The 12698-nt window shown below is 51.8% G+C and carries 12 protein-coding genes; 4 read left to right on the top strand and 8 right to left on the bottom strand.

All coding sequences use genetic code 11. From position 1 onward, the window contains the following. Nucleotides 1-92 precede the first annotated feature (92 nt). The 3 genes from leuD (W822_RS32690) to W822_RS32680 are packed head-to-tail and all read right to left on the bottom strand — an operon-like array spanning nucleotide 93 to nucleotide 3023. Complete coding sequence (gene leuD, locus W822_RS32690) at nucleotides 93-734, bottom strand: 3-isopropylmalate dehydratase small subunit (protein WP_031242519.1); 642 nt, start codon at nucleotides 732-734, stop codon at nucleotides 93-95. Then, nucleotides 731-2146, bottom strand: a complete 1416-nt coding sequence (leuC, locus tag W822_RS32685; RefSeq protein ID WP_024004823.1) for a 3-isopropylmalate dehydratase large subunit — start codon at nucleotides 2144-2146, stop codon at nucleotides 731-733. Before leuC (W822_RS32685) ends, leuD (W822_RS32690) begins: the two co-directional genes overlap by 4 nt. Nucleotides 2147-2153: 7 nt before the next feature. Then, on the bottom strand, nucleotides 2154-3023 hold the full coding sequence (locus W822_RS32680) for an isocitrate lyase/PEP mutase family protein (protein WP_024004822.1): 870 nt from the start codon (nucleotides 3021-3023) through the stop codon (nucleotides 2154-2156). A gap of 112 nt (nucleotides 3024-3135) precedes the next feature. On the opposite strand from W822_RS32680, the gene W822_RS32675 reads away from it, so the two are divergent. From W822_RS32675 to W822_RS32660, 4 genes are all read left to right on the top strand, one after another. Beyond that, entirely contained in the window at nucleotides 3136-3975 is an 840-nt protein-coding gene (locus W822_RS32675) for a GntR family transcriptional regulator (RefSeq protein WP_031242517.1), read from the top strand. A 198-nt stretch (nucleotides 3976-4173) separates the two neighbouring features. Beyond that, complete coding sequence (locus W822_RS32670) at nucleotides 4174-5274, top strand: TauD/TfdA family dioxygenase (protein ID WP_024004820.1); 1101 nt, start codon at nucleotides 4174-4176, stop codon at nucleotides 5272-5274. 101 nt (nucleotides 5275-5375) lie between these two features. Further along, nucleotides 5376-6347: a Bug family tripartite tricarboxylate transporter substrate binding protein gene (locus W822_RS32665; RefSeq protein WP_024004819.1), complete on the top strand. Its 972-nt coding sequence runs from the start codon at nucleotides 5376-5378 to the stop codon at nucleotides 6345-6347. Nucleotides 6348-6379: 32 nt separating this feature from the next. Then, nucleotides 6380-7165, top strand: coding sequence for a GntR family transcriptional regulator (locus W822_RS32660; RefSeq protein WP_024004818.1), 786 nt, complete (start codon nucleotides 6380-6382; stop codon nucleotides 7163-7165). A gap of 190 nt (nucleotides 7166-7355) precedes the next feature. On the opposite strand, the gene W822_RS32655 is transcribed toward W822_RS32660, so the two are convergent. The 5 genes from W822_RS32655 to W822_RS32635 are packed head-to-tail and all read right to left on the bottom strand — an operon-like array spanning nucleotide 7356 to nucleotide 12530. Next, the gene (locus tag W822_RS32655) at nucleotides 7356-8330 is read right to left on the bottom strand and encodes a Bug family tripartite tricarboxylate transporter substrate binding protein (protein ID WP_024004817.1); all 975 of its coding nucleotides are present in this window, start codon (nucleotides 8328-8330) and stop codon (nucleotides 7356-7358) included. 23 nt (nucleotides 8331-8353) lie between these two features. After that, nucleotides 8354-8974, bottom strand: a complete 621-nt coding sequence (gene leuD, locus W822_RS32650; protein WP_024004816.1) for a 3-isopropylmalate dehydratase small subunit — start codon at nucleotides 8972-8974, stop codon at nucleotides 8354-8356. After that, complete coding sequence (gene leuC / locus W822_RS32645; RefSeq protein WP_024004815.1) at nucleotides 8975-10375, bottom strand: 3-isopropylmalate dehydratase large subunit; 1401 nt, start codon at nucleotides 10373-10375, stop codon at nucleotides 8975-8977. Between the two features lie 2 nt (nucleotides 10376-10377). Then, nucleotides 10378-11280: an isocitrate lyase/PEP mutase family protein gene (locus tag W822_RS32640; protein WP_024004814.1), complete on the bottom strand. Its 903-nt coding sequence runs from the start codon at nucleotides 11278-11280 to the stop codon at nucleotides 10378-10380. A 56-nt stretch (nucleotides 11281-11336) separates the two neighbouring features. Continuing rightward, entirely contained in the window at nucleotides 11337-12530 is a 1194-nt protein-coding gene (locus W822_RS32635; protein ID WP_024004813.1) for a 2-methylaconitate cis-trans isomerase PrpF family protein, read from the bottom strand. Nucleotides 12531-12698 lie beyond the last annotated feature (168 nt).

Raw genomic sequence — 12698 nt, 5'->3', positions numbered from 1 at the left:
TGCAACAAGGTTGTCTCCTTTTCGTTTTAATAAGCTCTATCTTTTAATAAACTCTATCCGATCAGACATGTGTTATATATTCAATCGTATATTCATGGCGGGAAGTAGTCGGTACGCGCTACCGTATTCCAGGCCCAGGGGCGACGCTGGCGGTCCTTGTGTTGCCAGGCCAGAATCTCAGCGTTGTGCTTTAATGTGAGGCCAATATCGTCGAGCCCGTGCAAAAGGCCCTCGCGACGCAGCACATCCACCTCAAATCGGATAGCGGAAGCACCAGAGACATGCAAGATGCATTGCTCTAAATCAACGGTTAACGGCACGCCGTCCTGGCACGCTGCTGCCAGCGTCTCTATATGTTGCAGCGATAAACGAATTGGAAGAACGCCGTTCTGGAAGCAGTTACTGTAGAAAATATCGCCAAAACTGGGAGCGATGATGCAGCGGATGCCGATGCCCTGCAATGCCCACACCGCCCCTTCCCGGGATGATCCACATCCGAAGTTCTCCCCTGCAAGAATAAAAGGGGCGCCACGAAATTGCTTCTGGTTCAGGATGAACGCCGGATCTTCGCTGCCATCCGGAAAGTAGCGAAGCGCCTCCAGCGCATATGGGCCTAACTCAGCACGTCCGAGTGACGTTAGTCGCTCGATCCGGATGATCACATCGGTATCCATGTTGGCTTGTCGCAGATAAGGCGCCGCACCGGTAACGATAGTAAATGGCAACAGGCTCATGACATAACCTCCGAAATCGCAGACACATCAACAATGACACCAGCGATGGCAGCTGCGGCCGCCATCGCTGGGCTTGCTAAATGTGTACGTGCTCCCGGCCCTTGTCGACCAACAAAATTTCGGTTCGACGTGGACACCGATCGCTTCCGCGCAGGGACCTGCTCTCCATTCGCTGCAACACAAATACTGCAGCCAGGCTCGCGCCACACAAAGCCAGCGGCCTGAAATATTTTGTCTAACCCCTCTGCTTCGGCAGCACGTTTGGTATTTTCAGACCCGGGCACCACCCAAGCAGTGACGGACGCAGATACCTTTTTGCCGCGCACTACCTCAGCAGCCGCACGAAGATCCGTGATTCTCGAATTGGCGCATGAGCCAATGAAAACCCAATCAATGGGAGTTCCGACAATCGGCTGCCCCGCTTCCAGCCCCATGTATTGAAGTGTGGCAGCCAACGCATTTCGTTCAGCCTCGTCTTCTATGTCACAGGGGCTGGGCACGCAGCCATCCACTGTAATCGCCTGTTCCGGACTGGTTCCCCAGGTAATGGTTGGGCGCAGCTCTGAAACGTCCACCTGTTCTTCCCGATCGAACACGGCATGATCATCACTAAACAGAGTTCGCCAGTAGTCAACCGACTGATCAAACAACTCACCTGTCGGCGCATAAGGCTTATCACGAAGATAGGCAAATGTTCTGTCATCCGGCGCAATGATGCCCGTACGCGCACCCAGTTCGACGGCAAGGTTGCACAGAGTTAGTCTTTCCTCTATGCCCATCGCTTCGACAGCCGGCCCGCAGAACTCCACGACACATCCGACGCCAGCAGCCGCACCATATTTTCCAATAATATGCAGCGCAAGGTCTTTGGCAGTCACTCCACGACCAAGCCTGCCAGTACAGCGGATGCGAAGTTGCCTGGGCTTTTGCATGCGCAATGTTTGTGTGGCTAAAGCATGGGTACTCTCCGACGAACCAACACCAAATGCCAGCGCACCAATACCGCCATTCGTACAAGTATGACTATCTCCACAGATGACGGTCAGACCCGGAAGCACGATGCCTAACTCAGGCCCCATGACATGTACAATACCCTGGCCGGGGTGGCCAAGATCAAACATCCGGACACCCATTTCGGCACTGAGACGACTCAGATCACCATGCAGCTTACCACCCAGCGGAAACGTTGTAGAGATACGTCCGGGGCGACTGGACACCGCATGATCAGGCGTTGAGAAGACCAGATCGGGATGGTGAAGCTGCATGCCCCTATTCGCAATGCTTGCAAGTGCCGGCGGGCCTGAAAGATCATGAAGAAGGTGACGATCAATATGAAGCAGAGCCCAGCCGTCGCCGAGGTTGCGGACGATATGATCGTCCCATAACTTGTCGAAAAGAGACTTCGTTCCCATCATTCCGCTACCTGCTGTCATCATCAGACGCTGTAAAGCGGGTAGCTAGTGCATTCCACTGATCAAGTCCGAACCGACGAAACACGTCGGTCACGCTGCCCTTTGCTGCGGGCGACATCATCGTCGATTTGAGTGTCGCAAGCGCCTGATCGCCTGCATCAATATTCGCCATCAACATAAATCCCGGCAGGATTGCAAGTTTGTAGCCGGCCTTTTCCGTATCACGCAAACTGTCTATCGGCGTTCGCCCCCCCGGTACGATATTCAGCAGACAAGGGCCTCGCACATACTTAGGCACATCTGCAACCTCTTTGGCTGTTTGTGGTGCTTCTACGAATGCAATATCGGCCCCTGCCGCCAGCGCGGCGTTGGCGCGCCAGATTGCCTCGTCAAACCCCACGACCGCACGAGCATCGGTTCGTGCGATGAGAACGAAAGCAGGGTCCTGCCGGGCGGCAACCGCAGCACGGATCTTACTGATAAATTCGTCGCGCGACACCACGTCTTTGCCATCGGTATGTCCGCAACGCTTAGGCATTATCTGATCTTCCAGATGAATGGCTGCAACACCACGCGTCTCGTATTCCCTGACGCAACGTGTCACGTTCAGTTCATTGCCAAATCCTGTATCCGCGTCAGCGATCAGGGGAATCTGCGAAGAACGAGCCATGGCTGCGGCATTTTCGACCATCTCTCCCATGGTAAGCAAACCGAGATCCGGGTAACCCCGGGCAAGAGATGTACCTGCGCCGGTCATGTATGCCGCGAGAAAACCGGCTTGTTCGATCAACCGTACGCCGATGGCGTCATACGCGCCAGGCGCAATTAATGTTCCAGGCTTTGCGAGCAACTGTCTCAACGAATGTGCAGGATTCAAGTTAGCCTCCATAAGTTGTCTAGAGTATTGCACAACTAGTCAAATATCGTCAAGCTGTTTGAAGCCAGAAATGTTGCTGTCACAGAGGTCTCGCATTTGCTATACTTTTTCCATGACAACCGAATCTCATCTTCTTCGCGCCAAAGGCACCGCGCTGCACCAACAAATCTTTCTGGTACTGCGCGATGGCATTATCCAGGGGTTCTATGCGCCCGGAACAGCACTTCCCAAAGAAGAAGCGCTTGTGAAGTTATTTGGTGTAGCCCGCGCAACGGTGCGCCGGGCCCTGGCCGACCTTGAAGCAGAGGGACTGGTGCAAAGACGTCATGGCAGCGGCACGTTTGTTCGGGCCAACCTATCTACCGGAGCGAATATTGCATCCTTAAGTTTTGTGGACGAACTTCGGCAGAACGCCCAAACAACCGATGTACAGGTAATCACGGTGGAAACCGTTGCCCCACCGCCCTGGGTCAGCGCCGTGATGCAGATACCGCGAGAAGATCTGGCGGTTCGCGCCGTTCGGATGCGCCTGCTGGGAAAAACACCGGCGATGCTCACCGAAGCCTGGGTACGTCGAGACGCCGCTGTCGGCGTCACCGCCGCAACACTCAAAAAGCACGCAATGTACAAGATCGTGATGGCACATGGCGTTGAATTTGGCCGCGTGGTACAGGAAATCAGCGCCGAGTCAGCGGATCCCTACAAGGCCGGATTGCTCCATTGCGAACTCAGCACTGCGCTGATTCGCCTTACACGCTTAATGCACGACAAGGGCGGACGGCCGGTGATGCATGTCACGGCACATATGCTACCGCAGCACAGTCGAATCCTGATGGAAATCCCTGGTGACGCCATCGACACACTCAGTGCCGGGCATATAGTGCACGATCCTCTATTGGCAGAAACAGCTGAACCGCGAACTAAACGGCAGAGAGCCTCCAAAAAAGAATAAAAGCGGCGCCTTTGTTTCCGCAGCCCCGTTCCCACAATAATTCAATAATTATTAGCACAGAAGCAAGTCGCTCAGCCGCCACTATTGACAACGTAGCATCAACAAGAAAAAAAACTCGCTTTTTTGTAAGTATGTTGGTATATTGGTATATCAACATACTTACAAACTGTTCATCATCAATTCAAAAGGAGACTACTCGTGGACGTCATATCCGAACTCAAGAAAAATCCCAACCCTCGCGCAGCATGGACGGTAGCTGACGTAACCGAAGATACCAGCTGGATAAATCAACTCTCGCCCGACATTGCTACCGAACTATTAAGCACCGTACGCAACGGCCGTCGGGAAGAGAAATCAATGCTGGAATACCGCAAGACGGATTTTCCATTTTCTGATGCGGTGCTAAATGCCCTGACAACGAGCTTCAGGGAAGTGCGCGATGGTCGCGGCATGGCCCTTATCAAGGGCATACCCCGCGAGAATGTGCGGCCGGATGAATTTGCACTGATAACCTGGGCCATAGGACTACATTTTGGCGTCGCTCGTCCTCAGGATCGATCCACTTCATACATGAATGAGGTGAAAAATATCGGTACCGATTATCGAAGCCCGAATGGTCGAGGGTACTCGTCCCACGAACAACTGGACTTCCATGTCGACGGCGCGGACATTGTTCTTCTCAGTTGCTATAACCAGGCCCCCGTTGGGGGAATGAGTATGTGCACCAGCGCCGTCAAAGCCCTTGAGGTTGTTGCCCATGAGCGATCGGAATTGGCCCGAACCTTACTCCTGCCTTATCCATTCAGCAAGAACGGTCAGGAAGCACCCGGTGAAGCCTCGTGGATAAATGCACCGATCTATGGATTTGAAGAAGGCCGAACTTTTTGCGCATGGAACCGCAATCGCGTCTGGAATGCCCAGAGACTGGAAGGCGTACCAAGTTTGACTGCACTGCAGAGTGAAGCAATTGGGTACTTGGACGCTGTAATAAGACGCCCCGATCTTATGTACTGCATGCACCTGGAGCGTGGAGACCTGCAACTGTTGAGCAACCAAACCATATTGCATTCCCGGACGAGCTTTCAGGACGATGCAAACGAAAGTAACAAGCGCACACTCTACCGCCTGTGGCTGGCGATGCCGGACTCGTTCAAATTACCCAAGGGTTGGGACCTGTATACGGGTTCATGCGAAGCCGGGACGGTACGCGGAGGAAACAAGGGACTGAACTACGACGCACATTGCCTGCGCTTCGATACCGACCAGGCTCTCGCAATGGGTATGTCATTTCAACCGTGATACGCGCATTTTTCAGCGTTAATACGTCGAACTTCAACTCGGACTGCTGATCATTCCGCAGCCGCGCGTATTGATGTATTTTTATAGCTAAGGAGACAATTATGAAAATATTCAACCAATTATTAGTAGGCCTGTTAATGGGCGTTTGCGCACAATCGGCCTGGTCCTCTGAATTCAAGCCGTCCAAACCCGTTACGTTGATTGTACCCTATGGCCCGGGAGGAGGGACTGATACAGTCGGGCGACTCTTTGCTCAAAAGCTGAGTGCGATATGGGGCCAACCTGTAGTGGTCGATAATCGATCTGGTGGCGATGGCTCTATCGGTGCAGCACATGTAGCGAGGTCGAAGCCAGACGGCACGACCTTACTGCTGTCGGTCGCCTCGATTGTCATCAACCCCTACATAATGACTCAGAAACTTCCCTACAACACCAAAACCGCTTTTACTCCGATCACGACACTTGCCCGCCCAGTAGTGGTAATGATTGCCTCTTCTGGCATGCAGGCGAAAAATGTACCTGAGTTTATCAGTGAAGCGAGAAAAAAACCCGGAAAATTCACTTTCGGGAGCGCTGAAACAAGCACGCGCATGTATGGGGAACGACTCAAAGAGAGCGAAAAATTTGATATGCAACATATTGGCTACAGAGGCTCTTCCCAATGGACAATTGATCTGCTCAATGGCCTGATTGACACCGGTTTTATGAGTATCACATCTGCCATGCCGTTTCTCAAAGACGGTAAAGTCAAAGTCCTTGGTGTGCTCTCCTCTCGCCGCAGTGAACTGTTACCGAACGCTCCCACGCTGCTGGAACAGGGCATTTCAGGCCTGGAATCACATAGTTGGTATGGGCTATTCGGTCCAGGAAAAATGCCCAAGGAAACAGTCGATGCTATTTACGAAGACGTTAAAACCGTGCTCACAGACCCCGAGGTGCTGAATAAGTTAAAATTTCTGGGTGCCGAAATCGGAGGAGACCCTCCTGAAGAATTTAACAAACGATTTCAGGGCGATTTGGTAGAATACGAAGCAATGATCAGGCGATTACATTTAAACGAGACATCGCAATAACCGGCCACATTGCTCTATTCACAACTTTCCCTATGCCAACATCTAAAGTTTCTCTCAAAGCTCAAGGTACACTATTGCATTACCAGCTTTTTCTGACGCTTCGTCAGCAAATATTGGATGGTGTTTATCTGGAAGGTCAACAACTGCCGACTCAGGATACGCTTACCAGGCAATTCAAAGTATCACGTATTACCGTGCGGCGCGCGCTTTCAGAACTGCAAACAGAAGGCCTGATTCGAAATGAACAAGGTGTCGGCTCATTCGTTCTTCCGAACCAGCGAAAGCCTGCGGCCACCGTATCACTTACATACCTGCAAGGCCTGAAACAGGTTGTCCATGAAACCAGGGTTTTGCTGATTCTGTCGGAGTTGGCGAAGCCACCGTTAACGATAGCGCGGGCGATTGGTTTGAGCGAAGACAAAAATGCGGTACATGTGGTGCGCGTGCGCGAGCGTAAAGGCACGCCACTGATGTTACTGGACGCGTGGATGCTACCGCGCTTTGCGCCGATTCTAACTGCATCCGCTTTACGTTCTAGACCTTTATACGAATTGCTGATCAGCGATGGCACACAACTGGGAGAAGTGGTTCAGGAAGTGACGGCAGAAATGGCAGACCCTAATGTGGCAGACCATCTGAAAATCAAAGTCAATTCTCCCGTTCTTCGAACCACCCGATTGGTCTACGATAGCAAACAACAGCCTCTCCAGTACCTCGTCATTCGAGCAACCCCGTTACGCAGCAGAATGGTCATGTCAATTTCCGGTAAAGAATTGAATACCGTTTCGGCAGGTCATCTGGTACATGACGTTGGATAGCGAACAACTCGTCATAGACACACAAGTTAGCTGTCCGCTAGCGAATAAAACCGTTAAATGTGCCACCTTGGCCCATTTTTTAATTATTTGACACTTATTCTATGCAAATATAGTAGGGAGTCGCTCGTTATCTGGCCGATAAGCAAAGCCAGTGCAATAACTTACATTTGCTCCCGTACCTTCCCCAGACTTACATTTTCTGGAATAGATCAATCTTCTGCAGAAGCGGCTTCCATCTTTCGAGGCCTGTCCTAATTGCGTCATCCATTTGCTCTGGACTGCTTGCTGTCACCGTAAATCCCATTTTTTCCAGGCGATCTTTGTTATCGATCAGCGCAGTTTCTATCGCCGCATTCAGCACATTGACTACAGCGGTGTCAACGCCGGTAGGTGCTACAAATCCATACCAGGTATCGGAATCGTATTCGATCCCCTGCTCTTTGAAAGTGGGCACATCAGGTACGGCAGAATTGCGTTCTTTACTGCCTATCCCCAGGATACGCGCCTTCCCAGCCGACTGAAAATTCAAGGCCGATACCATGGGTATATAAATCATCGAGACCTCGTTGCCGAGCAGGGCATTCATTTCTGCTGCGCCACCCTTGTATGGTACATGCAGGATATTGATGCCTTCTGTATCGTTTAGCAATTCGCCAGCGATATGCAACGAACTACCAACACCCGCTGAGCCATACGACAGTTTCTCCGGATTTTTCTTCGCATAGTCCACAACGTCACCCACTGTCTTGAACGCCGAGTCGTTGCGTACGACCAGCGCATTGGACACCGAAACCGCCACTGTCAACGATGTGAAATCTTTGACTGAATCGTACGACACGGCTTTGTACAGAGAGGGATTGACCGACGCTATGCCGTCTGTAGTCAACATCAAGGTATAACCATCCGGCTTTTGCTGCTTAACGTAATTGCTGGCAATAATGCCGGCTGCGCCAGGCTTATTCTCGATGATTACCGGTTGCTTGAGTTGCTTGGATACTGATTCTCCTACAATGCGCGCCAATGTGTCTGTACTTGCACCTGCAGTATAAGGAACAACTATTTTTATCGGCTTTTCGGGATAGGTCGCCTGAGCGTGAAGCGCCTGACTTAAACCTAGACAACCAAAGAATATGGTTGATGAAATTTTTTTAAGTATCGAATACATCAATATCTCCGTTGATGAGTTTACTAGTTGTTCGCTATGTGCAGCCAGACCCATGGTCTGGCCTGACGATCCTGTGCTTGCCATGCACATATTTCTGCATCCTGGGTCAATGTCTGCTCAATATCGTCCCGGCCCTCAAGTAAGGCGTCACGTCTGCGCGCATCAATTTCAAATCCGATGGCATGACCGTCAGGCAACAGGATTTGCTGCGTTTCCAAGTTCACTGTGAGCGCATGTCCCTGGCTTGTCTGCAAGTCGATTGATGTAATCGTTCCCTCTGGCAAAACAATCGGCAACACACCGTTCTGAAAGCAATTATTGTGGAATATTTCACCAAAACTGGGCGCAATGATGCATCTAACACCCAGACTGACCAGCGACCACACTGCGCCTTCTCTGGATGAGCCACAGCCGAAATTCTTTCCGGCCATCAGAATCGGGGCTTGCGCAAACATCGGCTGGTTATAGGGAAAGGACGGATCGGCCTCGCCGTCTTTGCCGTAACGAAGGGCCTCAAACGCGTACTGCCCGAGCTGGCTTCTTTCGATGGCGCTAAGGCGCTCAATACGGATAATGGTGTCGGTATCCAGATTATCCCTGCGCAAATTGGCCACGCAACCTTCAATGATTCTTACCTTGTCCATTCAACCTCCAATTGTCCCGGTGATGGCGCCCGCAAGCGCACACGCGGCGGCCACGCGCGGACTGGCTAGATGAGTGCGTACCCCAGGTCCCTGGCGCCCGACAAAATTTCTGTTCGTCGTCGAAACGATTCTTTCACCGGATCGCCCGATTTCTCCATTAGCTGCCACGCACATACTGCAACCCGGTTCCCGCCACTCAAATCCTGCATTTTTGAAAACCACGTCAAGCCCCAACGCCTGAGCCTCTTGCTTAACCTCTTCCGAACCAGGCACAACCCAAGCATTGACGTGTCCCGCCACATGACGCCCTTGAACCACCCGGGCCGCCTCCACAAGATCGGACAGCCGAGCGTTGGTACAGGACCCAATAAAAACACGGTCCACCGGTGTGCCGGCAAGCGGGGCGCCAGGCGTCAAGCCCATATACTCCGCTGCAGCTTGTCGTGCCTTGCGCACGCTATCGTCCAAAGACACATCAACATCGGGAATATTCTGGTCGACGCAAATGACCTGTTCGGGGCTGATACCCCAGGTGATCATTTGCCCGACTTCATCGGCGTTAATGACCACTTCGCTATCGAATAGGGCGTCGGCGTCCGAGTTCAACGTAAGCCAGGCCTCACAAGCTTGATCCCATATGTCTCCGCGTGGCGCGTATTGGCGTCCTTTTATGTACTCAAACGTGGTTTGGTCAGGTGCAATGAAACCCATTTTTGCACCGAACTCTATGGACAGATTGCACAATGTCATGCGCTGTTCCATGGAAAGCTGCCTGATCACCGGACCGGTATATTCGACCGCGTAGCCTGTCCCGGCAGAAACTCCTAGCCGTCCGATCGTGTATAGAATCAGGTCTTTGGCGGTCACATCCGCCGATAGCGCCCCCTCGAATCGAACTCGCATCGATTTGGGCTTGCGCTGTTTCAATGTCTGGGTAGCCAATGCATGCGCAAGTTCAGAAGAACCCACACCAAATGCCAGAGCCCCCAGCGCCCCATTTGTGCACGTGTGGCTATCGCCACAAATCACGGTGAGTCCGGGCAATACCAGACCCAGTTCAGGCGCCATCACATGAACAATCCCATGTCCCTGCTGACCAATGTCGAAGAAACGGATATTCTCTTGCTGAGTAAGATTGTGAAGGCGTTTCCATAACTTTCCACCCGTCTCATAGGTAAACGCGTCCCTGCCAGTTGCCGAAGAGACGGCATGATCCGGCGTTGCATATACCAGTTCGGGATTGTGTACACTCAAGCCACGAGCGGATAGTGCGTTCAGACTTGCGGTCCCCGAAAGGTCATGAAGTAATTGCCTATCAATATGCAACAATGCCCAGCCATTTTCATATTGCTGAATAACATGACTATCCCAGAGCTTATCCAGTAAGGTACGCGCTTTCATTATCACGCCCTCTTCTGATCCACGTGCTCGCTGGACTCCGACGTTTCACCACGAAAGCGGGTACGCAATGCATCCCATTCGTCGGCCCGGAATCGTTGAAAACGCGCCTGTAAAGAAGCGCCCTTAGCCGAGGAAGGCGGTCGTCCTGTCTGGATCAATTGTGTCAGGGCCAATTCACAAGCATCGGTCGCAGCGACCGACAACAAGCTTGGTAATATTGCAAGCCGGTAACCCGCATTAGCAGCGTCCACCAGGGATATGTCAGGTGTTTTACCCCCTTTTACAATATTAATCAGACACGGCCCGCGCACCAATTTGGGCACTTGCTCAAATTCTTCAATAGACTGCGTCGCCTCAACAAAAATCATATCTGCGCCGGCGTCAATTGCCTGATTTGCCCGGGAAATTGCTTCCTCGAACGTAGTAACGGCACGCGCATCAGTGCGGGCGATGATACAAAAGTTATTATCTTGACGCGCCGCCACAGCAGCGCGAATTTTCGCTAAAAAATCGTCTACAGGAACAATCTCCTTCCCATCCAAGTGGCCACAACGCTTCGGAAAGACCTGGTCCTCAATATGTATACCCGCTACCCCGCGCATTTCAAACTCACGGACGGTGCGTGTGACATTCAGTTCATTGCCGTAACCGGTGTCCGCATCAGCAATAACAGGAATGTTGACGGTTCGAGCCAGGACGCCGGCAGCCTCGGCCATTTCAGTCATCGTCAGTAAGCCATAGTCCGGATAACCTCTGGCTGCAGAGGTACCCGCTCCGGTCATATAGGCTACCGGAAAGCCGGCCTGCTCAACTAGACGGGCTGTCAGGCCATCATAGACACCTGGCGCAACCGCCATTTCTCCTGCACCAAGAAGTGCACGGAATTTTTCGGACGCTTTGTTCATTCAATTTCTCCAATTATTATCAAGTGAGCGCCAAGCTCAATCCACTTTCCTGGTGCTTATCCAATTTCGTCTGATGTCAGTTTATTGGGTATATAGACAGTACCGCTCATAATCCGCCGGGCTGTGCGGCTGAAGCCAAGGCGCTTGAACCTGACTTCTCCCTGTACCGCATCGGAGTTTGCATCAGCAACAACATGCATTACCCCCAAAGGATGACCAATACGCAGCGTGTCGCCCTCAGTATTACGCGCCGTCAAATTCACAATGGTATTGGGTATTCTGGACATTGCAGCCGTGCACATTGAACCTGTTCCTGCCATGCTCTCGTGACATTTGTTATAAAAAACCAGCCGTGCTCGCAAATCCATGTGTTCCTGAGGAACGGCCTTGCCATTCATGTCTAAGTAATCGTCAGATCCAGCGATGATGACGACCAGAGGCAAACTTGGCGATGCCGCTTCTGCCCGCTTCCAATCATCACAGAACCCAGCCAATACCGCTGCCCTTCCCCTTATTTCCTTAAGTCGGGAAATAAGCGCCTTGTTTTCATTGATTTGTACTGGCATTTCGCTGCCAGTCAATCCAACGTCCTGTGCGTGGACGAATACGCATGGATTGGCCAGATCGCCCAGCGTAACAGTCAGTTGAGTGCCATCTTCTAACTGAACAACATCCTGGGCGCTGCCTGTCGGAAGCAATTTTCCAGTTTTGGCTCCAGCCGTTTTGCTGTAGTCCATAAAAATTTCCGCGCCCGTTCCGGGCACGCCAGGAATGGCGAAGTCACCGTGAACTCTGGCAAGGCCGCCACCGACAGGCACATGCGCAACAAGTATTTTCTGCGTATTCGTATTGAATATACGGACCTGAGTGATGGGCTCCACGGCACTCACAAGTCCCTCGTCAATTGCGAATGACCCGACACCCGACGAAATATTGCCGCAATTGCCTGCATAACTGACGACATCGCGATCGGGAACCACTTGCGCGTAGGTGTAATCGATGTCTGCATCGTCTCGCTCTGAACGCTTGACGATTGCGATTTTGGAAGTGATAAGGCGAGACCCACCCAGACCATTGATCTGCAAGATATCGGGGCTGCCCATGACGGTTTGCAGAAAATGGTCTCTTTCCGGACCAGGCGCTGGTACATGCTCCTCATGAAAATAAATCCCCTTACTCGTACCGCCTCGCAGAATGACGCAGGGTACGGCACGTTGCTCTGGCTGTGTAAGTGTGGCTGGTTTGTTCACGGCTGCTCCTGGCACAGAATAAATAATGAGGTTGAATGATTTTATTGTATCCCTATATTGTACTACAATCAATGAATATATTCGATACTACAATATGGTAGTAAAATAGGACACACAAATTTTCTCGCCTGTCTTGTAATAGAGCGTGGCGATTAACCTATTTTTTCT

The sequence above is a fragment of the Advenella kashmirensis W13003 genome (assembly GCF_000506985.1).
Lineage (GTDB): Bacteria > Pseudomonadota > Gammaproteobacteria > Burkholderiales > Burkholderiaceae_B > Advenella > Advenella kashmirensis_A.
Note: the sequence above shows the minus strand (reverse complement) of the source record. Positions and strands in the feature narration are given on the sequence as shown.